This window comes from Streptomyces sp. NPDC048751 (assembly GCF_043198595.1).
In the GTDB taxonomy this organism is placed as follows: Bacteria; Actinomycetota; Actinomycetes; order Streptomycetales; family Streptomycetaceae; genus Streptomyces.
Genome location: NZ_JBICUX010000001.1, coordinates 1,387,618 through 1,409,084 on the forward strand (window position 1 = coordinate 1,387,618; position 21,467 = coordinate 1,409,084).

The 21,467-nt window shown below is 72.2% G+C and carries 17 protein-coding genes and 1 pseudogene; 13 read left to right on the forward strand and 5 right to left on the reverse strand.

The genetic code is table 11. The features are described from left to right. Positions 1 to 59: 59 nt before the first annotated feature. The 4 genes from ACGFNV_RS06270 to ACGFNV_RS06285 form a co-directional block, all read right to left on the reverse strand. A complete protein-coding gene (locus ACGFNV_RS06270; protein WP_393619770.1) occupies positions 60 to 1,811 on the reverse strand; it encodes an NlpC/P60 family protein in 1,752 nt (583 codons plus the stop codon). 384 nt (positions 1,812 to 2,195) lie between these two features. After that, a complete protein-coding gene (locus ACGFNV_RS06275; protein ID WP_393619772.1) occupies positions 2,196 to 2,906 on the reverse strand; it encodes an LAETG motif-containing sortase-dependent surface protein in 711 nt (236 codons plus the stop codon). A 259-nt stretch (positions 2,907 to 3,165) separates the two neighbouring features. Then, complete coding sequence (locus ACGFNV_RS06280) at positions 3,166 to 4,953, reverse strand: DUF6055 domain-containing protein (RefSeq protein ID WP_393619773.1); 1,788 nt, start codon at positions 4,951 to 4,953, stop codon at positions 3,166 to 3,168. A gap of 238 nt (positions 4,954 to 5,191) precedes the next feature. Further along, positions 5,192 to 5,977: a maleylpyruvate isomerase family mycothiol-dependent enzyme gene (locus tag ACGFNV_RS06285; RefSeq protein WP_393619775.1), complete on the reverse strand. Its 786-nt coding sequence runs from the start codon at positions 5,975 to 5,977 to the stop codon at positions 5,192 to 5,194. A 93-nt stretch (positions 5,978 to 6,070) separates the two neighbouring features. Between ACGFNV_RS06285 and ACGFNV_RS06290 the strand changes: the two genes are divergently transcribed. The 10 genes from ACGFNV_RS06290 to ACGFNV_RS06335 all read left to right on the forward strand — a co-directional run bounded on the left by ACGFNV_RS06290 (position 6,071) and on the right by ACGFNV_RS06335 (position 17,041). Further along, a complete protein-coding gene (locus ACGFNV_RS06290; protein ID WP_393619776.1) occupies positions 6,071 to 7,747 on the forward strand; it encodes a hypothetical protein in 1,677 nt (558 codons plus the stop codon). A gap of 124 nt (positions 7,748 to 7,871) precedes the next feature. Next, the gene (locus ACGFNV_RS06295; RefSeq protein WP_393619778.1) at positions 7,872 to 10,289 is read left to right on the forward strand and encodes a SpoIIE family protein phosphatase; all 2,418 of its coding nucleotides are present in this window, start codon (positions 7,872 to 7,874) and stop codon (positions 10,287 to 10,289) included. Then, positions 10,286 to 11,383, forward strand: coding sequence for a LacI family DNA-binding transcriptional regulator (locus ACGFNV_RS06300; protein ID WP_393619779.1), 1,098 nt, complete (start codon positions 10,286 to 10,288; stop codon positions 11,381 to 11,383). The genes ACGFNV_RS06295 and ACGFNV_RS06300 overlap by 4 nt, the downstream gene beginning before the upstream one ends. A gap of 40 nt (positions 11,384 to 11,423) precedes the next feature. Next, complete coding sequence (locus tag ACGFNV_RS06305) at positions 11,424 to 12,662, forward strand: extracellular solute-binding protein (protein WP_393619781.1); 1,239 nt, start codon at positions 11,424 to 11,426, stop codon at positions 12,660 to 12,662. 122 nt (positions 12,663 to 12,784) lie between these two features. Further along, complete coding sequence (locus ACGFNV_RS06310) at positions 12,785 to 13,633, forward strand: carbohydrate ABC transporter permease (protein WP_393619782.1); 849 nt, start codon at positions 12,785 to 12,787, stop codon at positions 13,631 to 13,633. Further along, complete coding sequence (locus ACGFNV_RS06315; RefSeq protein WP_393619783.1) at positions 13,630 to 14,457, forward strand: carbohydrate ABC transporter permease; 828 nt, start codon at positions 13,630 to 13,632, stop codon at positions 14,455 to 14,457. The genes ACGFNV_RS06310 and ACGFNV_RS06315 overlap by 4 nt, the downstream gene beginning before the upstream one ends. A gap of 251 nt (positions 14,458 to 14,708) precedes the next feature. Beyond that, positions 14,709 to 15,335 carry a hypothetical protein gene (locus ACGFNV_RS06320; protein ID WP_393620053.1) on the forward strand — a complete coding sequence of 209 codons (627 nt, stop codon included), beginning with the start codon at positions 14,709 to 14,711 and terminating at the stop codon, positions 15,333 to 15,335. After that, a complete protein-coding gene (locus tag ACGFNV_RS06325) occupies positions 15,332 to 15,613 on the forward strand; it encodes a BON domain-containing protein (protein ID WP_133925037.1) in 282 nt (93 codons plus the stop codon). The genes ACGFNV_RS06320 and ACGFNV_RS06325 overlap by 4 nt, the downstream gene beginning before the upstream one ends. After that, a complete protein-coding gene (locus ACGFNV_RS06330) occupies positions 15,610 to 16,356 on the forward strand; it encodes a metallophosphoesterase (protein WP_393619784.1) in 747 nt (248 codons plus the stop codon). Before ACGFNV_RS06325 ends, ACGFNV_RS06330 begins: the two co-directional genes overlap by 4 nt. A 154-nt stretch (positions 16,357 to 16,510) precedes the next feature. Further along, entirely contained in the window at positions 16,511 to 17,041 is a 531-nt protein-coding gene (locus ACGFNV_RS06335; RefSeq protein ID WP_393619785.1) for a hypothetical protein, read from the forward strand. A 125-nt stretch (positions 17,042 to 17,166) separates the two neighbouring features. Here the strand turns inward: ACGFNV_RS06335 and ACGFNV_RS06340 are convergent, their stop codons facing one another. After that, positions 17,167 to 17,730, reverse strand: a complete 564-nt coding sequence (locus tag ACGFNV_RS06340; protein ID WP_393619787.1) for a hemerythrin domain-containing protein — start codon at positions 17,728 to 17,730, stop codon at positions 17,167 to 17,169. A 360-nt stretch (positions 17,731 to 18,090) separates the two neighbouring features. On the opposite strand from ACGFNV_RS06340, the pseudogene ACGFNV_RS06345 reads away from it, so the two are divergent. From ACGFNV_RS06345 to ACGFNV_RS06355, 3 genes and pseudogenes are all read left to right on the forward strand, one after another. Further along, positions 18,091 to 18,588 (forward strand): annotated as a pseudogene (locus ACGFNV_RS06345) (hypothetical protein); the annotation flags it as partial. A gap of 9 nt (positions 18,589 to 18,597) precedes the next feature. Beyond that, complete coding sequence (locus ACGFNV_RS06350; RefSeq protein ID WP_393620055.1) at positions 18,598 to 20,022, forward strand: hypothetical protein; 1,425 nt, start codon at positions 18,598 to 18,600, stop codon at positions 20,020 to 20,022. Beyond that, positions 20,019 to 21,461: a VWA domain-containing protein gene (locus ACGFNV_RS06355; RefSeq protein ID WP_393619788.1), complete on the forward strand. Its 1,443-nt coding sequence runs from the start codon at positions 20,019 to 20,021 to the stop codon at positions 21,459 to 21,461. The genes ACGFNV_RS06350 and ACGFNV_RS06355 overlap by 4 nt, the downstream gene beginning before the upstream one ends. Positions 21,462 to 21,467 lie beyond the last annotated feature (6 nt).

Genomic DNA, 21,467 nt, shown 5'->3' on the forward strand with positions numbered 1-21,467 from the left:
TACGGACAGCGGCCACCGGGTTCCCGCCCTGGCCGGGACCATGCACCGGACAGGACGGCTCAGGCGGGCCGTACCGCGCCGAGGACCGCCGACTCGCCGGCGTGGAGGACCGACTCCTCGCGTATGTACGCCCCCGGGCTCGGGGCGTGGATCATCATGCCGTTGCCGGCGTAGAGGCCGACGTGGGTCGCGCCGTGGAAGAAGACCAGGTCACCGACCTGGAGGTCACTGAGCGGGATCGCCGTGCCCGTGAGCGCCTGCTCCTGCGCGGAACGCGGCAGCGCCACACCGGCGGTCCGCCAGGCGGCCTGGGTCAGGCTGGAGCAGTCGTACGACGTCGGCCCGTTGGCGCCCCAGACACACGGCTTGCCGACCTGTGCCCGGGCGAAGTCGAGGGCCCGCGCGGCCCGCCCCTGATACACCGACTCGGCCACGCCGACGGCGGGCGCCGCGGGGGCGACAGGTGCTGCGGGGGCGACGGGCGCTGGGGTGGCGAACGGCGTGGCGGCGGCGACCGAGGCGGCGGCCACCGGCGGTGCGACAGCCACGGGCGGGGCGGCGGCCACCGGCGCGGCGGCGGCGAACGGCTGACCGGCGGAGGTGGGCTGCTGCGGCGTCTGCCACGGGGTCGTGGCCGGTTGGGCGACCGGCAGGCTTCCGGTGTCCCAGGTCTGCGGGATCGGCGCCGCCGCGGGCGTGGTGACGGGGAGGGACCCGGTGTCCCATGCCTGCGGGGTCTGGGGCGGCACGGTCGGCAGGCTCCCGGTGTCCCAGGTCTGGGCGGCGGGTTGCGCCTGGGCCGGCACGGCCGGCAGCCCACCGGTGTCCCAGGTCTGCGCGGCCGGTGCCGCCTCGGGCGCGGCGACGGGCAACGACCCGGTGTCCCACGGCCGTGCGGCCTGCGGCGTCTGGGCCGGCACGGCGGGCAGGCTTCCGGTGTCCCAGGGCCGTGCGGCCTGCGCAGTGTCGGCGGGCACGGAGGGCAGCGACCCCGTGTCCCAGGGCCGGGCGGTCTGCGGCGTCTGGGTCGGCACGGCGGGCAGGCTTCCGGTGTCCCAGGGCCGTGCGGCCTGCGCAGTGTCGGTCGGCACGGAGGGCAGCGACCCCGTGTCCCAGGGCCGGGCGGCCTGTGGCGTTTCGGTCGACGCCGCGGGCAGCGACCCCGTGTCCCACGGCCGCGGGCTCGGCGTTGCCTCCAGGGCCGCGACGGGCGTGGCGCGTTGGGTGGCCTGGCGGGTCAACAGCTCGCGGGCAGCCTTGAGTTTGCGCTGGTTGCGTTCCTTGGCGGTGCGCGGAGTGGACTGTTCCGCCGCGGTGGGTGCGGGGCCCGCGGGGCTGCCCTGCCGGGACGACGGCGCCGACGGCAGCGCGGCGACGGCAGCGCGCGAGGTCAGCTCGGGGGCCGGGCGCTCGGGGGCCGCCGGAAGTTCACGCGCCGCTGGGAGCTCACGTGCTGACGGGAGTTCACGCGCCGACGGGGCGTCAGCCGTGCGCTCCGGTGCCCTGGCGGGGCGGGGGCCGGTCGGGCGGACGGGCGCCCTGTCGGGCGGCAGTACGGCCGCGACCGTGGGGCCCAGCTTGGAGCGCGCCACGTCGAACCACTGGCGGGCGACGTTGTCACGGGAGGCGTCGGACGGGGCGATCAGGCTGCTCGCCGTCGACATGGCACGGGTCGCGTTGTAGGTCCCGGTGTCGGTCTCGGCCCGGTTGTAGAGGGCGTTGATCCGCTGCTGGATCTCCTCCCGGCTCGGCTCGGCGTCCCCGTCCGGGAGACCGAGGCCGGTGGTGCGCGGGCTGCGATCCGTCGCCATGGAAGCCGTACTCCTTCCGTACTCCGCCTGCCGAGTCGGCCACCGGCTCGGACACGGCGGCCCTACGGCTGTGCCGTGCTGGGCAGTTGCATTCGGCGGAGGCCGCGCGACCCGGCGCTTTCGCCGGAGGGAACCGTGCGGCTGGGCGCCAACCTAACCAATATGTGAGGCTGGTGTGAAGATTCACGGGCCAAATGCCCGATACGTAAACGTGACCTTCGTCGCCTTCTCTTTCTCGGCAGGACAGTTGACACGTGCAGGGGGTTGTATGCCTGCCGAGTTGTGACCACTTCGTGGAAATCTCGGCCATGCCCCCCGCAAGGCTCCCCATGCCCCTCAAGCCCCCTCGCAGCAAGGGAACTTGAGGGACGTGGAACTCTGGTGTCAGTGGGAGCCGGACGCCCTTCGGCGGCGCAGGGCGAAGACCACGCCACCGCCCGCGACGACGAGCGCGGCCGCCGTCCCGGCGATCAGCCCGGTGCCGTTGCCGCCACCGGTCTCGGCGAGGTGCGTGCCGCTGCCGCCCTGGGGAGACGCGGCGGGGGAGTCGCTCGGCCCGGTGGGCGCGGCGGACGGCGTCTCCGAGGACGACGCCGACGGCGTGGCGGCGGCCGAAGCCGAGGCCGAGGCCGAGGCCGAGGCCGAGGCCTGATCCGAGTCCGACGGCGTGGTGGTGGGCGCGGGGGTCTCGCAGCCCTGGGACGGCGTCGTCAGCAAAGGCTGGATGTCGTCGTCGACCTGGTTGCCGGCCTTGACGTGGATGCGGTAGGTCTGACCGGGCGACCAGTCCCAGGCGAAGTCGACGCTGACCCCCTGGGCCGTCGGGTGCTCGATCGTCTTCGTGTCGAGGTTGCGGTCGTCCTCGCCGTCGACGGACATCTTGATGTAGAGCGTGACGACGGCGGGCGTGCCGGACGCGTCCGTGTCCGTGACGCGGATGATGCCCTTGCCGTTGTCGTCGCACGTGGCGACGGCGGAGAAGTCGCGGATGTCGCAGGCGAGCGCGGTGTTCGCGACGCCCAGGGTGAGAGCCGCCGCGGCGGTGGAGACGCCTATGAGGCGCGCCGATCTCACGGCGCGGGGGAAAAGGGACACGGTTGTCCTTCGCAGGTCACTGAAGACACGACGGGGCGTTTCTCGGGCCGATACACCGGCCCCACGAGCCCCGGGAACCCCACACGTCTACAAGCCCGTCGAGCCCCCTGTCAACGCGACATCTCCGCAGGTCACGGCAGCATCAAAGGTCCGTCATGAACGGTTCCGCAGACGGTCAAGGCAGCGTCATGACGGGCCCTTTCGGGGCCACCGCCGACCGGCGCCCACGACGCCGTACGGCGGCGGCCCCTCGCCCGCCCTAGACGGTGATGGCCAGCTCCGCGTCCGTGAACGTGCCGTGGGCCGGGTTCACGTCGCTCTCCCCGCCCCGCCCGTCGCAGCCGCGGTCGGGGTTGAACATCAGGTACGTTCCGGACGAGCACGCGATCCACAGCTCGGCGTCACCGCCGATGACGAGGTTGCCCGAGAGGTTGGCGCCGCCCTGGACGATCGCGTTGTCCTTCACCACGACGTTGCCGCCGATCGTGGCCCCGGAGTTGACCCACGACAGGCCCTCGATACGGGCGTTGCCGGTCACCGTCGAGCTGCCGAACACCGCGGCGCGCGGGCCGACGTAGACGCTCGAGGCGACGTTCGCGCGGTTGTCGACCCAGCCGCCGCCGTTGGAGTGCCAGTGGCCGCCGCCCGTCGCCGCAGGCTTCTGGTAACCGGGCTCGTAGCCGGACGGGGTGGCGCCGCTGACGCGGAACTCGTACGCATAGCGGTAGTTCTTGGTGTAGCCGTCGAGGTACCCGTAGTGGTGCACGGAGTCGGGGGTGCCGGTGACGACCAGGTAGACCTCCTTCTCGCCGGGCTGGGTCTGGAAGTTGATCTGCCCGTCCGCGCTGTTGGAGAGGGAACCGTACCGAGGGGTGCCGTTCTTCACGGCGACGAACCCGTACGTCCAGCCCGAGCCGGCCGCCGCGTTGGCGTGGCCCTTGAGGTGCAGCTTGATCAGTGCGCCGTCGCTCGACGGCACCAGCTTGATCTTGTTGTAGCCGTAGTCCGACGGGGCGAGGGCGTCCGGGATGCCGTAGTGCCCGGCGGACTGGTTCACCGCGTTCACCGGCACGCCGTTGTAGGCGTTGATGAAGCCCGCGCCGTAGACGTTGGTGATGAACGGCATGACGTTGGCGCGGTTGGAGTAGTCGTAGGTGACCTGACGCTGGGCGTACTCGGCGATCCGGGTGTTGAGCTGTGCCTGGGTCAGGTTGTTGATGCGGCGGTAGGTCTCCAGCGGGTGCTCGTTGCTGCGTGCCTGGTTCCAGATGTCGTTGAAGGTCTTGATGCCGCCGTACTTGTCGACGAGGTACTGCACCAGCATCCAGTTGCCGTAGTGGTGACGGCTGGAGGAGTAGGCGAGGTTCTCGGTGCGCAGGAACCGGGTCAGGTCGCCGGCGCCGCCGTTCGGGTACACCTGCATGGCCATGAACTCGGCGCTGGTCTCCCAGAAGGTCCCGGCCGACGGGTCGGTGAAGCCGAGGCCGCCGCCCTTGCCGAGGAAGGTGTAGTTCTGGAAGACGTGGCCGAGTTCGTGGGCCAGACCCCAGGAGCCGGGTGCGGCGGCCGCGGGAGCGATGTTGATGACGCCGACCCGGCCGTCGGCCGAACCGCCGGTGGCCCAGGCGTCCAGGGCGGTGCGGTTCCAGGTCCGGGTGATGATCACGTCGATCTTGTGCTGGGCCAGCAGTCCTGTCTCCGGCGTGAACTTCATCGTGTTCACGTAGTAGGAGTACAGGTTCTCCAGCTGGCTGAGGATGTTGTCGGGGTCGAAGCGGTAGTCGCCGGAGGCGTTCCTCGGGTCGGTGCCCGACTTCTCGCCCCACAGCAGGATGAAGTCGGCGGACTCCCGGGTGCGGTCCTGCGCCCAGGGCACCTCGCCGGTCGAGGCCCAGCTCGGGGGGATGTACACGGTCTTGGCCGCGGCCGCGCTCGGCGCCGTGCGCGGGGACGCGGTCTGCGGCTGTGCCGCGGCGGGGGCGACTCCGAGGGCGGCGCCCAGGGCCCAGACCGCCAGAACGACGCATATGCGCCGTGTGCATGACAAGAATAACCGTCCGGAGTTCTGCATGTGGGGGGTCTCCGTTCGACGAGATCGGCGCGGCTCCGAGCTCCGCCGGAGCCGCGCCATCGTTCCATGGGAGCGCTCCCGTGGCCAGATCTGAGCGCCCTCCGTCTTGCATCCGCCTCTTGAACTCCGGGACCTCTCGGGCTCTCGGGCTCACTCGTGCAGCCAGAACCGGGTTCTCGGTCTCACTCGTGCAGCCAGAACCGGGTTCTCGGGCTCACTCGTGCAGCCAGAACCCCGTCCGCCGCAGCCACAGCTCGAGCAGCCCCGTGTCACCGCGCACTTCGACCCGATCGGCGACCGGACGGCCGTAGACGAGGAGGAGCAGGTCGGTGAGGGAGCCGTGCACCGCGACGGCCGCCGCCCCGCCGTCGGCGCGGTCCCAGCGCGGGACGTCGCCGGTGAGATCGACGTGCCAGGACCCGGCCGGGTCGTCGGTGGCCACGAAGCAGACCTCGCGGCCCGGACCCAGCAACGGTTCGGCGCCGTCGGCGTCGTACGCCTCGGGGACCGTGCCGAAGGACATCCACTCGTCGAGCGCGTCCCGCGCCACCGCCGCGTCGACCTCGTAACGGGCCCCCACGGTCCACGCTGCGTCGGCGCGGTGGACGACCGTCTCGTGCAGCACGCGCCGCGCCCAGAACACCAGGGGCTGGTCCGGCACCACCGTCCAGACCCGGGCGTCCGGGCCGGCCTCCGCCAGGACATCGGTGAGCCGACGGGCGCCGACGGCGAGCCAGGCGTCGAGCTCGGCCGGGTCCTCGTCGCCGTACCCGAAGACCTCGTTGACCAGGGTGTCGGGGACCTCGTCGGTGGCGCGGGTGCGGACGACGGTGTCGACCCAGCGGTGCACCCCGCCGACGTGCCGCAGCAACTGGCCGAGGTTCCACTCCGGGCAGGTCGGCACGCGTGCGGTGGGATCGGCGCCCGTCAACAGGGTGCGCAGCAGGTCCGTCTGAGTGATGATTTCGGTGCGGTAGCGGTCGAGACTCCAGCGGATCATGGGATCACGCTACGAGGTGCGGGGTAGGCCCCGGCAGAGATTTTCGGCCCCTCGCCCCGGTGACCCGGGCGGCCGCCATTTCGGGAGAGTCGCATGGACTACTACGACCTCGGCACCCACAGCCGCCCCGTGACGACCTCGTCCCCCGAGGCGCAGACGTGGTTCGACCGCGGGCTGGTGTGGACGTACGCCTTCAACCACGAGGAAGCCGTCTCCTGCTTCGAGGCCGCCGCCGCGGCCGACCCCGACTGCGCCATGGCCCACTGGGGCATCGCCTACGCGCTCGGCCCGAACTACAACAAACCCTGGGAGTTCTTCGACGAACAGGACCTGGCCCGCACCGTCGAGCGCACCCACGCCGCCGTCGAACTGGCCCACGAGAAGTCGACCGGCGCCGACCCCGTCGAACGCGCCCTGATCGGCGCCCTGCGCGCCCGCTACCCGAGGGCGCGCCCCGTGGAGGACTGCTCCGTCTGGAACACCCCGTACGCCGACGCCATGCGCGCCGTGTACGAACTGGCGCCCCGCGACCTCGACGTCGTCACCCTGTACGCCGACGCCCTGATGAACCTCACCCCCTGGCAGCTGTGGGACCTGCGCACGGGCCGGCCCGCGGACGGTGCCCGCACCCTTGAGGCCAAGGCGGCCCTCGACCGGGCGCTGGCCACGGAGGCGGGCGCCAGGCACCCGGGGGTCCTGCACCTGTTCATCCACCTGATGGAGATGTCGCCCACCCCCGAGACGGCCCTGCCCGCCGCCGACCGGCTGCGCGACCTGGTGCCCGACGCCGGCCACCTCCAGCACATGCCCTCGCACCTGGAGGTGCTGTGCGGCGACTACCGGGGTGTGGTGGCGGACAACAGCCGGGCGATCGCCGTCGACGAGAAGTACCGCGCGCGGGCCGGGGCGATGAACTTCTACACCCTCTACCGGGCGCACAACCACCACTTCAAGATCTACGGCGCCATGTTCCTCGGCCAGTGCGAGGTCGCCCTGGAGACCGCCACCCAACTGGAGAAGGCCCTCCCGGAGGAGCTGCTCCGGGTGCAGAGCCCGCCCATGGCCGACTGGCTGGAGGCCTTCCTCGCCATGCGGGTCCATGTGCTGATCCGGTTCGGTCGCTGGGCCGACATTCTGGACCTGCCCGAGCCCGCCGACGCGGAGCTCTACAGCGTGACCACCGCCATGCGGCACTACGCCCGCGGTGTCGCGCTCTCCGCCACCGGCCGCGTCTCCGAGGCCGAGGCCGAACGCGCGCTCTTCCGCGCGGCCGCCGGCCGGGTCCAGGAGACACGCATGCTGTTCAACAACACCTGCGCCGACATCCTCGCGATCGCGTCCGCGATGCTCGACGGCGAACTCGAGTACCGCAAGGGCGCCCACGACGCCGCCTTCGCCGCCCTCGAACGGTCCATCGCCCTCGACGACAACCTCCCCTACGACGAACCCTGGGGATGGATGCAGCCGACCCGGCACGCCTACGGCGCCCTGCTGCTGGAACAGGGACGCGTCACCGATGCCGAGGCGGTCTACCGGGCGGACCTCGGCCTCGACGACACCCTGCCCCGCGCCTCGCAGCACCCCGGCAACGTGTGGTCCCTGCACGGGCTCCACGAGTGCCTGGTGCGGCTGGGCAGGACGGCCGAGGCGCGGATCGTGGCCCAGCAGCTCAAGATCGCCGTCGCGCTGGCCGACGTACCGATCGAGGCGTCCTGCTTCTGCCGTCTCGAAGCCGTCGCGCACGGCGGGTGCCGCACCCCGGAACACTGATCGCGTCGACCCGGGGCCCGGGGAAGCCCGGGCCGCACCCGCGCGCGAGCCTGACTTGTCCGATTTCTGCCCTCCGGGCACGCTGGGACTTGTGAGTCACAGCACGGGTGCGAAGTGAGCAGGAATGGCCGCTGCTGATCAGCGCGCCGGCCACCACGGGCGGTCGACCGATGCCGCCGCGGCGATCATCGGCCCGGGGGGCGACGTCACCGGCTGGAGCGAGGGGGCCCGGCGACTCCTGGGTTACCGCGCCCAGGAGGTGGTGGGACGCGCAGCCGTCGATCTCCTCGCCCAGCAAGGGGCCGCGGAGACAGCGGGGGTTTCCTCCACGACGTCCCAGGAGTGGAGCGGCACGGCGGCCCTGCTGCACCGCGACGGCCACCGCGTCGAACTGGCCCTCCACGCCCACCCCTCCCTGGGGGCCGACGGCAGCCTCCAGGCATTCGTCGTCACCGCCTCCCAGGGCGAGTCGGAGCAGGACCGGCAGCTGCTGGAGTGGGCGTTCGCCCAGTCCTCGGTGGCCCTCTCCACCTACACCACCGACTCCGGCACCTGGCGGCTGAACGAGGTGGCGAAGGACGACGAGCGGCCGCGGCCGACCAACGCGCGCCTCACCCCCTACCCGGACCTGCTGGGCGGGATCCGCGCCGAACAGGGCTTCCTGGAATGCGTCCGCCGGGTCGCCGAGCGGGGCGAGCCGATGCGCTACGAGCGATTCGCGCCTGCCGTGGCCTCCGCCCGTCAACGCGCGTGGATCATCGAACTGTGGCCCGTCCGCGACCCGGCCACCGGCCGCGTGACCGGCGTCGGCACGGCCACCTTCGACAGCAGCGAGCAGTACGCCGCCCGGCAGCGGCTCACGCTGCTGAACGAGGCCGGCACCCGCATCGGCACCACCCTCGACGTGGCGCGCACCGCCCAGGAACTCGCCGACCTGGCCGTGCCCCACCTCGCCGACTTCGTCAGCGTGGACCTGCTCGACGCCGTCACCCGGGGCGAGGAACCCGCCCCCGGCCCCGTCGACGCCGCCGTCATGCTGCGCCGCGTCGCCCACCAGTCCGCCGCCGAGGGAGTCCCCGAGGCCGCCGTCGAACTCGGCGCGGTCGACACCTACCCGCCCTACTCGCCCCCCGCCCGCTCCCTGGCCGTTGGGCGGCCGGTCCTCAGCGGCGCCGCCGACCCCGACTTCGCCCGCTGGGTCGCCACCCACGCGGAGCGCTCCGCCCGCGTCCGCGAGTTCGGGTTCCACTCCGTCATGGCCACCCCGCTGCGCGCCCGGGGCATCACCCTCGGCGTCGCCGTCTTCGTCCGCACCCACGGCTCCCGGCCCTACGGAGACGACGACCTGATCCTCGCCGAGGAACTCGCCGGCCGGGCGGCCGTCGCCGTCGACAACGCACGCCGTTACACCCGCGAACGCACCACCGCGCTCGCCCTCCAGCGCAGCCTCCTGCCCCGCGCCCTCCCCAAACAGGCGGCCGTCGAGGTGGCCCACCGCTATCTGCCCGCCGGCACCGGAGCCGGCGTGGGCGGCGACTGGTTCGACGTCGTCCCCCTCTCCGGCACCCGCGTCGCCCTGGTCGTCGGCGACGTCGTCGGCCACGGCGTCCACGCCTCCGCCGCCATGGGACGCCTGCGCACCGCCGTACGCACCCTCGCCGACGTCGACCTCCCCCCGGACGAACTGCTCACCCACCTGGACGAGCTGGTCACCCATCTCACCTCCGACGGCGACATCGTCCACGACGAGCCCGACACCGGCGAGATCGGCGCGAGCTGCCTGTACGCCGTCTACGACCCCGTCTCCCGGATCTGCACCATGGCCAGCGCCGGCCACGTCCCGCCCGCCGTGCTCCTCCCCGACGGCAGCACCAGCATCGTCCGGCTCACCCCGGGACCGCTCCTCGGCATCGGCGGCGTGCCCTTCGAGTCCACCGAACTCGAACTGCCCGAGGGCAGCCTGCTCGCCCTCTACACCGACGGCCTGATCGAGGCCCGCGACCACGACGTCTCCGGCGGCTTCGAACGGCTCCGCGCCGCCCTCGCCTCGCCCATGCCCTCACTCGACGTCACCTGCGAGGCCATCCTCAAGCAGATGCTCCCCGACAGCCGCGACGACGATGTGGCCCTGCTCCTCGCCCGCACCCGCGCCCTGCACGCCGACCAGGTCGCCGCCTGGGCCCTGCCGTCCGACCCCGCGGTCGTCGCCGACGCCCGCGCCCAGACCAGCCGCCAGCTCGCCCTGTGGGGCCTTCAGGACGCGGCCTTCACCACGGAACTGGTGGTCAGCGAGCTGGTCACCAACGCCATCCGGTACGGAGCCGTCCCCATCGGACTGCGCCTCATCCGCGACCGGACCCTGATCTGCGAGGTGTCCGACGCCAGTAGCACCGCCCCCCACCTGCGGCGCGCCCGCACCTATGACGAAGGCGGCCGGGGACTGCACATGGTCGCCCAGCTCACCCAGGGCTGGGGCACCCGGCAGACCCCCGGCGGCAAGACCATCTGGGCCGAACAACCGCTGCCGGTCGGGGGACCATGAGCAGCCACGCGGGGGAGCAGACGGCACGGGGTGGGCCGCGCGACAGCGACGCGACCCACACGCTGGGTCTGCTCTACCCGCCGGCCGGCCGCAACCGCGACTACACCCCCATGCAGCTCGCCTTCATCGGCGGGGTCGCCGAGGCCGCCACCGACTACGGCTACGACCTGCTGCTCGCCCCGGCGAGGACGACGTACGCCCCCTCGTTCCATCGGATGGTGGGGGAGCGGCTCGTGGCGGGGGAGCAGCCGCGCACCAACGGTGAGTGGGGGACCGAGGGGGAGCAGGGGAGTGACGGCGAGCGGCGGTCGGAAGGCGAGCGGCGGTCGGAGGAAGAGCGGTCCGAGGGCGAGCGGCGGACGGTGGCGGGGCGGCGGGTGGACGGCGTGATCGTCATGGAGATCCGCCGGGAGGACGACCGCGTGGAGTACCTCGCCGACGCCGGCTTCCCCTTCGTCCTGATCGGCCGCAACGCCCGGTCCGACGTGACCGGCTGGGTGGACCTCGACTTCACGGGCCTGGCGAGCGGCTGTGTGCAGCACCTCGCCGACCTGGGCCATCGCAGGATCGCCTTCGTCAACCGGTCGCAGGAGCTGTTCGACAGCGGGTACGGCTTCGCGCGGCTCGGCAACGACGGCTACCTGGAGGCCATGTCCAAGCTGAGGCTCACCCCGCACGCCTACCTCTGCGGCGACGACCTGGCCTCCGGGGAGGAGGTCGTGGAGCGGATCCTGCGGGACGACCCGGCGACCACCTCCCTGGTCACCCTGAACGAGGCGTCCCTGGAGGGTGTCTACCGCGCGCTGACCCGGCACGGCCGCGGTGTGCCCCGTGACTTCTCGGTCGTCGGCGTGGCGGCCGGCCCCTGGGCGGAACAGGTGACCCCGCAGCTCACCGCGGCGGAGATACCCGCCAAGGAGATGAGCCGGGTCGCCGTCGACCTCATGATCGAGCGGCTCACCTCACCGGGCTCACCTCCCCGGCACGTCCTGCTGAAACCCCTGATCACCCTGCGCGCCAGCACGGGACGCTGTCGCCCCGTGCCGGGTTCGGAGCCCGAGCCCGAGTTCCCGGACCTCGACTTCGATTTCTGATCGCTTTCTGAGCATCCAGACCGACCACTGGGAGCGGAGCATGTCGTACACGGTCGACCGTCGCGGTTTCCTGCGGGCCGCGGGTGCGGGAGCGGCCGCCCTCGGCCTCGGTGGGGCCGTCGCGTCCTGCGACTCCGGCACGACCGGCACGGTCACCCTCACGTGGTGGGACTACTTCACGCTGGACAACTTCCAGCCCGGAATGAACCGTCTCATCAAGGACATCGAGGCCAACGTCCCGAACGTGCGGATCGAGCGGCGGACCTTCCCGTTCGCCGAGCTGGACCGGCAGATCACCCTCGGCGCGATCTCCGGCGAACTGCCCGACATCGCCATCGTGGACAACGTCGCCATGAACTCCCTGGGCGGCAGCAGACTCCTCGCCGACCTCACCGGCCGCGTCAAGGAATGGGGGCAGGCCGACCAGTACTACAAAGGCCCCTGGGAAGGCTGCCAGGTCGCCGGCAAGACCCTCGGGATCCCCAACAACAGCAACTGTCTCGCCCTGTACCGCAACACCCGCATGCTCGAGTCCGCGAAGGTCGCTCCCCCCACGAACTGGGGCGAGCTGGCCTCCGCCGCCGAGCGGCTGACCAGCGGGGACCGGTTCGGCCTGGCGCTCAGCGCGATCAAGACCGAGGAGGGCGTCTTCCAGTTCCTGCCCTTCCTGTGGCAGGCGGGCGGCGACCTCGACACCTTCGCCACCGACGGCGCGACCGCCCTGTCCTTCCTCGACGACCTCGTCGCCAAGGGCTCGCTCTCCGAGCAGTGCGTCGGCTGGACCCAGCAGGACGTCAACACCCGCTTCCTCGACCAGCGCGCCGCCCTCCAGATCAACGGCCCCTGGCAGATCCCCACCCTCAAGAAGGCGGCGTTCGACTGGGAGGTCGTCGCCCTGCCCCGCGACAAGGAGGCCGCCACCTGTCTGGGCGGGGAGAACTGGGTGATCATGGCGTCGAGCGACCACGTCGACAAGGCCTGGGAGGTCCTGGAGTACACCCAGCGACCGTCGGTGCTCGTGCCGTACCTGGTGTCGTTCGGCAACCTCCCCGCCCGCAAGGATCTCGCCGACGAGGGCACCTGGGCGTCCGACCCGGCCCTGCGGCTCTTCCTCAGCCAGCTGCCCCTCGCCCGCCCCCGCCAGTACGGCCCGCACTACGCCGACGCCTCCCAGGCCGTCGCCGAGGCCGAGCAGGCCGTCCTCACCGGTTCCGCGTCCCCCTCCGCCGCGGCGAGAACGGCGGCCGCGAAGATCGACAAGGCACTGGGAGAGCGGTGAGGCGCGCCGGCAGAACGGCGCGGCACGGCCGGAGACCAGTGCGGGGCGCGGGGAGAACCTGGCGGCGACCCGCTCCCTCCGCCCGCGTCCGCCGCGAGGGCTACCTCTTCTGCCTGCCCGGCATGGCCTTCCTCGCCCTGTTCCTGGCGTACCCGCTGTTCTACAACGTGTGGACGTCCCTCCACGACGTCGAACTGGGCAGCCTCCTCGGGGGGCCCGAGCGGTTCAACGGCCTCGCCAACTACCGCGCCGTCGTCTCCGACCCCGGTTTCTGGCACTCCGTACGCCTGTCCCTCCTGTTCACCCTCGCCTCGCTGGTCCTCCAGTTCACCCTGGGCTTCGCCCTGGCCCTGCTCTTCGCCCGGCCCTTCCCGCTGAACGGCCTGCTGAGGTCGCTGCTGCTGATGGCCTGGCTGCTGCCCCCGGTGGTCAGCGGCACCCTCTTCCGCTGGCTGCTGGACGCGGAGTCCGGCGCCTACAACGCGCTGCTCGAAGCGGTCGGCCTGGGCGGCCTGACCCACGACTGGCTCACCGACCCCTCCACGTCCCTGGCCGGCGTCGTCCTCGCCAACGTCTGGGTCGGTGTGCCGTTCAACATGCTCCTGCTGCTCGTCGGACTGCACACCATCGACCCGGAACTCCACGAGGCCGCGGCCATCGACGGCGCGAACGCCCGCCAGCGCTTCCTCAGGATCACCCTCCCCCTGATGCGGCCGGTCTCACTGACCGTGCTGCTGCTCGGCCTGATCTACACCTTCAAGGTCTTCGACATCGTCTTCGTGATGACGGGCGGTGGCCCCGTCGACGCCACCCGCCTGCTCTCCCTCTACGTCTACGAGGTCTTCTTCACGTTCTTCCGGTTCGGCCGGGGAGCCGCCGCCGGCCTGCTGCTGCTCGTCGTACCCCTGCTCACGGGCGTCTTCTACGTACGACGGCTGCGGCGGGAGGAAGCGGAAGGGGGAGTCGCGTGAGACCACCGCGCCGGCCCTGGGCGCTCACCGCGGCCGCGACGCTGATCACCGCCGTGTTCCTGCTGCCCGTGTACTGGATGGCCAAGACCAGCCTCACCCGGCCCGAGCGGATCCTCGTCCCGTCCCCCCAGTGGGTCCCCACCCCGGTCACGACGGAGAACTACGACACCGCCCTGTCGTACGAAGGACTCGCCCGGGCCCTGCTGAACAGTCTCGTGATCGCCGGCGGGGTCGTCGCCCTCACCCTGCTCCTCGGCCTCCCGCTCGGCTACGCGCTCGCCCGGGTGCGGATGCGCGGCTCGGGCACCATGGTGCTCGCCCTCCTCGTCGCCCAGCTGCCGCCCGCCATCGTGCTCGCCGCACCGCTGTTCATCCTCGAACGCCGAGCCGGACTCGACGACAGTTACCTCGGCCTGATCGCCGCCGACACCACCCTCACCCTGCCGTTCACGGTGATCGTGCTGCGGCCGGTGCTGCGCGCGGTGCCGCCCGAACTGGAGGAGGCCGCCCTGGTCGACGGCTGCGGGCTGACCGGCGTACTGCTGAGGATCGTACTGCCGATCATGGTGCCCGGCGTGATCGCTGCGGCCGGACTGTCGTTCCTGCTCGCCTGGGGCGAGTTCCTCTTCGGTCTCACCCTCGCCGGGGACTCCGACGTCCGGCCCGTCACCGTCGTGCTCAACGCCTTCGTCGGGCAGCACGGCACCGCGTGGGGAGCCCTGATGGCCACCGCCACACTCATCAGCCTGCCGGTCGTGTGCGTCTTCGCCCTGTTCCAGCGCTTCATCGTCGGCGGGCTGACGGCGGGCAGCGTCCGGGGCTGACCACGCCCGGCCGGCCGTCCGCGCGGGCCGTGTCGAAGGCGGGGCGCCGGGTACACGAAGGGTGCACCGGCGCCGTCCGGCGTCCGGACAGCTCGGACGGTTCATCGCTCCACGCCTCGAACGGAGTGACCATGACGCAGCACGGGGAGGACACGACGCTCGCCAGGCGCCCCGAAGAGCGGGAGTTCCGGCCTGCGACGCGGAGTCCGTAACAGCCGCCCCACACCGCCCCGCCCACCGGGGAACGGAGCCTGCACCAGGAGATAGAGGAGATACAGGAGACGCGGGAGACACCGGGGCAGAGCCTGCCCCAGGACCGTCACCAGGCGATCCTGGAGGCAGCCAAGCAGATCGGCGCCCTGCTGAAACGGGACGGGCACCTCTTCGCCCTGGCCGGAAGTGTCGCCGTCCACGCGCACGGCGGCAGCACGAACCTGCAGCACGACGCCGACTTCTGCGTCCGCCCCGGGGACGCCGAAGCGGTCGCGGCCACCCTGCGCGACGCCGGCCTGGACGTGTGCACACCACCGGAGGACTGGCTGCTGAAGACGACCTGTTTCGGCCAGGCCATCGACATCATCTTCGAGCTGGCCCACCGGCCGGTCACCACCGAGATGCTCACCCGCGCCCAGGACATCCCCGTCGACTCCGTGCGCATGCCCGTCCTGTCGCCGACCGACCTGGTCGGCAGCCTGATCGCCGCCTTCTCCGAACACCACTGCGACTTCGGCGCCGTGCTCCCCGTGGCCCGCGCGCTGCGCGAGAAGGTCGACTGGCCGCAGGTGCGCGAAACCTGCGGCGACGAGCCCATGCCCGCGGCCTTCCTCTTCCTCCTGGAACGCCTGAACGTCATCGCCCCGCCGAAGGAGCAGTCATGAGCCACCACGGCGCCGAAAACCCCTCCGGCGCCCCGGAGAACCTCGTGTACCGCGTCGCACACCTCGCCGACCACCTGGCCGCCGGCCCCCTCGGCGAGCTGGGCGTACGCGTCGAGGCCCGCGGCGAGGCCGTCCTGCTGACCGGCACCGTGCCGTCCGCGCAGTGCCGCGACGACATCCTGCGCGCGGCCCGCGACGAGCTGGCCGGATTCCCGGTCTACAGCGACCTGCTCGTCGCGGACGCCGCGTCGCCCGACCATGCGGAGGAGCTGGCGTGATCAGGGTCGCAGCCGTCGGAGACATCCACATGGGTCCCGAGAGCGAGGGCGCGCTGCGCCCCTCGTTCGAGACCCTGCCCGAGTGCGCCGACATCCTGTTGCTCGCCGGGGACCTCACCCGGCACGGCACGCCCGACGAGGCGCGGGTGGTGGCTCGGGAGATCAAGGACCTCGCGGTCCCGGTCGTCGCGGTCCTGGGCAACCACGACCACCACGACGACCGCCCCGACGAGGTCGCCGCCGTCCTCCAGGAGGCGGGCGCGACCGTCCTGCAGGGCCGGAGCACGGTCGTGACCAGCGGCGACAAACGCATCGGCGTGGCCGGCACCAAGGGCTTCGGCGGCGGCTTCGTCGGCCGGTGCGCCGGCGAGTTCGGCGAGCCGATCATGAAGGAGTTCGTCAGGTACTCACGCCGGGAGGCGGACGCGCTGCGCGAGTCCCTGGAGGCACTGGGCCAGGACGAGGAGGGCTGCGACGTACGGATCGCCCTGACCCACTTCTCCCCGGTGGAGGACACCCTCGCCGGTGAACCCCTGGAGATCTACCCCTTCCTCGGCAGCTACCTCCTGGCGGAGGCCATCGACACCGCCGGCGCCGACCTCGCGGTCCACGGCCACGCCCACGCCGGCACGGAACACGGCATGACCAGCGGCGGAGTCAAGGTCCGCAACGTGGCCCAGCCGGTCATCGGCAGGGCGTTCCACGTCTACAACCTGCGAGCGGCCGACCGGATGCCCGCCTGACCCGGCGCACAGCCGTTCAGAGCGGAGGCGCAGGCTGTGACCCCACTGTGGCCGAAACCACGCAGGTGACGGGCGCCGAGCCATGTTCTCGCCCCCGCCCCGAAAGCTACCGTTCTCGGAACCCCTGTTCCCGCAGTACCCCGGACGGCTCAGCTTGCTCGCGTCACTCTCCCCGGTCATCGCAGCGACAGCGCACTGGCTCACGTGTGCCTACCCGGCCAACGGCGGCGCCCTCGCCGCCGCCCTGTGCGAGGTACAGGCACGCCAGGCCGTGACGGTCGCGGCTTGGCTGCGCTACCCGACGGCGATGGACGCCGCGCTGGTCGGGATGGCCGGCCCCGGGGGCTCCGCGCGACTCGACTGGATCAGCGGCGCCGACGCGGCCGGGGAAGCCGTGGACGACGAGGACTCCGCCTGGCGCACCTGGGTGGACGAGGTCGTGGCGAGCTGGGCGGCCTGCCTGCTCACCGACCCCGAGCTGGTGGATCTCGCGTTGGCCGCGCTGGCCGAGGACGGTCACACCGACGCGGCCGCCGCCGAGTTCCGGCGCCTGGTCGCACCCGACGAGCGCGACCGGCAGGCGGCCGTACTGCTGCGCCACCCCGATCTCCTCGCCCCCGTGGCCGGCCTCCACCAGGCCCAGCTCGTCGACCGTCTCGGGCCGGGCCGCGCACTCATCGCCTGACCCGGGGGCCGGGACAGCCGGCGACACTCCGACGCGGGACGGCCTTGGGCCCGCCGGGTGTCCCGACGGGCCCATGAAGGGCGACGTGCGTGCCTTGCGCGTCGGCGTGGGCGCCCCGCGCCGTGTCAGTCCGCCTTGCCCCGCCCGGACAGGGCGTCGCGGACCCGGTCGACCAGCCCGGCACCCGGCGCCAGCAGCTTGTTGGCCGGCGGTTTGTCGGGGGCGGCGGGGTGCGGACGGGTGGGGGCCACCTTCTTCGCCTGGCGGACCTTGTCGCCCAGCTTGTCGAGCGCGTCCGGCGGGCAGGAGGCGCGCAGCATCGGGAAGAGGTTCTGCTCCTCGTCGGCCACGTGCGCGCGGATCTCCGACATCAGCATGCCGATCAGCCGGTCGAACTCGGGGTCGTCGGCGTCGCAGCCCTCCAGATCCTTCATGATCTGCTCGGCCTTCGCGTGATCCTCGAGCTCCCGGTCGGCCATGGCGTCCCCGTTCGCCACATGCTCCCGTACGGCGGGGTAGAGGTACGCCTCCTCGGCCACCGAGTGCCGCACCAGTTCCATGGTCGCCTGGTCCGCGTAGAGCTTGCGGTCCTTGTGACCGGACGGCAGCGCCTCGATCCGGCCGAAGAACTCCTCGACCTCGCGGTGATCGGTCATCAACTCGTCGATGACGTTTCCACCGTGACCCATGTCCTTCACCTCCAGCCTGTACGCGGCGACTCCGAGCGGAGCCACCAGGGCCCCGAGTGCCCCGGCGCTCCCCCGGCTAACACCGCGCCGACCGTGAGTCGCGCACGGGTCCGGGCCTTCGCACCATGAGGGGGGGAGGCGTGAAAGCACCCGACGGGGGCGGTCCGCCTCGCTGCTTCACTCGCACGGCGACGCCATGGACATCGTCGTGCGGGAGGGGCGGATCCGCAGGTCAGAGGTGTTGTCAGTGGTCGCCGGTAGGTTCTTTCATGTCCCTCCGAGGTGGCGGGACGATCCCCTTGAGGACCCCTTTCGAAGGGTCTGTTCGGGGACCCCTGCTGGCGCGAAGGAGATGGTGCGTTGTCGGACTGGGAGAAGTCGAGCACCGCCCGGGTGATCCCACCCGCGCGGCCACGCAAGCTCGCCAAGGTGCCGTTCGTCGAACTGGCCGACGGACGCCTCCAGGGCGTGGTGTCCAGCGGCTCGGACATCGAGCGCGTCTACGTCTCGTCGGTCGCGGCCGGGACCTACGCGTACGCGTGCAGCACCAACAACAACCGCCCCTGCGGCGGCGCCCGCGGCGGCTTCTGCAACCACATCCGCGCCTTGGTCACCGAGGCGGTGCTCCAGTACGGCGGTCAGCGCGTCGCCCGCTATCTGCGAGTGGACGTGGCGGACGGGGATCCGAGCGCGCCGGACCTCACCCAGACCATGACCACCACCCGCCCCGCACCGGCCGACTCCAAGGCCGCCGCCACCGTCTTCAGCCGGTTCCTGCGCCACCTCGCCTACCTCGAACTCGCCCCGACCACCGCACCGTTGCCGGAGATGCAGTTCTTCCCCCCGACCAGGGCGGTCACCGTGGACGTGACCCCGGGTGAGCCCGATCCGAGCGCGGGGGAGCGCGCGGAAGGGGTCACGGAGACCGTCGAGGGACTGGACGAAGCCCTCGCGGCCGTCGACGCCTTCGACCGGGCCCTCGTCGCCGGACTGCTCCGCCCCCAGCCCGCGCAGGCCGCCGACCTGACCCGGCTCGCCCACGCCGTCACGGGCACGCCGCTGGCCTCCAGGGTCGCCGAGGCCGCGGAGAAGGCGGCTGCCGGAGCCGCCGGCGAGGACCACTTCGTCGCCCTCGCCGCCGCCCGCGGCGCCCTGCTCGGTTCCGTCCACGACGCCCTCATGGTCCGGGTCGACGAGATCACGGGCCGCGGCCGGGACGAGGAGAACGCCCCGCCGCCCGTCGAGCGGCAGCCGGTCAACCTGCTGGCCGCCGCCCGCTCCTGGCTGTCGGACCTGGCCCGCGCCGGATGGCAGGGCATGGACCACGACACGGTCTCCGGCGCGGCCCAGATCGTCTCCGCGATGCTGCCGGACCCGGCCCTGCGCCGGCTCGCGACCCTCCTCGACGGCTTCGCCGCCGAACTCGCCGCGTCCTGCCCCGGCGCCACCCTGGAGCGGATCCCGGCCCGCCGCTGGGCCGACCTGTGGTCCCGCGCGCTGCTGCTGACACTGCCCGGCGCCGCCGCCCCGGCCGTGACCGGCACCGCCACCGGCCGCCTGCTGCCCCTCGGCGTCGACCTGCACGAACACGCCACCGCCGCACAGGCGCAGGTGCACGCCGTGTTCGAGCCCGCCGACGGCACCGCGTCCCGCCTGGTGCGGGCCGGCGTCGCCGTGCCCAAGCCGGACACGGTCGTCGGAGCCGGCGTCTGGCAACTGCTCCGGCCGCACCTGTCGCTCCTCGCGGCCGCCGGTGAGGGCCTCTCCATGGACCTCACCGACATGCCGGTCACCGCCGAGGGCGACCTGGTCTGGAGCGACGAGCACGCCCGCCCCGGAGAGCCGGCCGACGCCTTCGCCACCGCCCGCGTGGCCCTGGCGGCTGCGACCGCCCAGCCGACCGCACCCCTGGACCGGCACCCGGCGCGCATCGCCGTCCCCGTGCTCCTGGAGGGCTACACGGCCCAACAGGACGGCGCCGCCCTGACGTTCACCCGCGCGGGACACCCGCCGCTCACCGTCGACACCGACCGCGTCCCGATCGCCGGACCGCTGACTCCGGAAGCCGTCACCGCGTCGACCGCGTGCATCGGCCTGCTCCGCTGGGACGACGGCGCGTACACCGTCCAGCCGCTCGCCGTGGAGACCACCGTGCGGAAGAAGACCCTAGCCCTCCACGCGGGCGCGTGGGCCGGGGGCACCACCGACAAGGCCGGCGTCAAGGCCGAGAAGGCCGCCACCGACGCCGTCGCGGTGCTGCGGGAGCGCGCGGGAAGGCTGCTGCGCAAGTGACCCACACGCCACAGACCCCCGAGGCACCACAGACCCCCGAGGCGAACCCCGAGGCCAACCGCCGCCAGGTCCTCTACTGGCGCCTGCTCTCCCGGCTCTTCGACTCCGACGAACAGACCACGCTGGAAGCGGCCAGCCTCGCCGTCGTCGAGGACATCGGCCTGCCTCCCGCACTGCTCGACCCGCAGACCTCCGTCGACTCGATCGTGCAGCGCCACCCCGAACTGGCCGCCGAGTTCGACGGCCTGATGGTCCCCGAAGGGGACGACGCCGACGACGACAGCCCACGCGACCGCGCCGCCGAGGTGCGCCGCGCCGCACTCGTGTCGAAGGTGCTGCTCAACGTCTTCGCCACCGGCAACGGCACGGTCACCGCCGGACAGCTCTCCCGCTGGCAGTCCGACGCGGGCTGGCTGGAGCGCGCCCTCGGCTGTCGCCCCGGCGAACTCCGCGGCGGCCGCTCCGGCGGCAACAGCCACGGCAGGGGCCCCGACACGACCACGACCGGCGGCTACGGCGGGACGCCCGACCTGAGCACACTGATCCCGGAGATCGGACCCGAGCTCGGAAACATCGAGGCCGACCTCGTCAAGCGCATGCACCTGCGCGAGGTGCTCGCCGACCCGAAACTCGCCGCCAAACTCACCCCCAGCATGTCGCTCATCGAGCAACTGCTGCGCGACAAGGACAACCTCTCCGGCGTGGCCCTCGCCAACGCCAAGGCCCTGATCCGCCGCTTCGTCGACGAGGTCGCCGAAGTGCTGCGCACCCAGGTCGAGAAGGCCACGGTCGGCGCGATCGACCGGTCGGTCCCGCCCAAGCGGGTCTTCCGCAACCTGGACCTCGACCGCACCATCTGGAAGAACCTCACCAACTGGAGCCCGGAGGAGGAACGGCTCTACGTCGACCGCCTCTACTACCGCCACACCGCCCGCAAGACGACACCGCAGCGGCTGATCGTGGTCGTCGACCAGTCGGGCTCCATGGTCGACTCGATGGTCAACTGCACCATCCTCGCCTCGATCTTCGCGGGACTGCCGAAGGTGGACGTCCACCTGATCGCGTACGACACCCGCGCCCTCGACCTCACCCCCTGGGTGAACGACCCGTTCGAAGTGCTGCTGCGCACCAACCTCGGCGGCGGCAACGACGGCCCCGTCGCGATGGCCATGGCCCGCCCGAAGATCACCGAGCCCAAGAACACCGTGATGGTGTGGATCTCGGACTTCTACGAGTTCGACCGCTCCCAGCCGCTGTTCGAGGGCATCGAGGAAGTCCACCGCTCCGGCGTGAAGTTCATCCCCGTCGGCTCGGTGACCAGCTCCGGGCGCCAGGAGGTCAACCCCTGGTTCCGCGAACGCTTCAAGACCCTCGGCACACCGGTGATCTCGGGTCACATCCGCAGGCTCGTCCAGGAACTCAAGACATCGCTCGTCTGATCGCTC

Coding starts and splice junctions, on each gene's coding strand:
- ACGFNV_RS06305 (WP_393619781.1), top strand. CDS start 11,424: ATGTCGTACACGGTCGACCGTCGCGGTTTCCTGCGGGCCGCGGGTGCG.
- ACGFNV_RS06340 (WP_393619787.1), bottom strand. CDS start 17,730: ATGGGTCACGGTGGAAACGTCATCGACGAGTTGATGACCGATCACCGC.
- ACGFNV_RS06310 (WP_393619782.1), top strand. CDS start 12,785: ATGGCCTTCCTCGCCCTGTTCCTGGCGTACCCGCTGTTCTACAACGTG.
- ACGFNV_RS06325 (WP_133925037.1), top strand. CDS start 15,332: ATGAGCCACCACGGCGCCGAAAACCCCTCCGGCGCCCCGGAGAACCTC.
- ACGFNV_RS06285 (WP_393619775.1), bottom strand. CDS start 5,977: ATGATCCGCTGGAGTCTCGACCGCTACCGCACCGAAATCATCACTCAG.
- ACGFNV_RS06300 (WP_393619779.1), top strand. CDS start 10,286: ATGAGCAGCCACGCGGGGGAGCAGACGGCACGGGGTGGGCCGCGCGAC.
- ACGFNV_RS06290 (WP_393619776.1), top strand. CDS start 6,071: ATGGACTACTACGACCTCGGCACCCACAGCCGCCCCGTGACGACCTCG.
- ACGFNV_RS06270 (WP_393619770.1), bottom strand. CDS start 1,811: ATGGCGACGGATCGCAGCCCGCGCACCACCGGCCTCGGTCTCCCGGAC.
- ACGFNV_RS06295 (WP_393619778.1), top strand. CDS start 7,872: ATGGCCGCTGCTGATCAGCGCGCCGGCCACCACGGGCGGTCGACCGAT.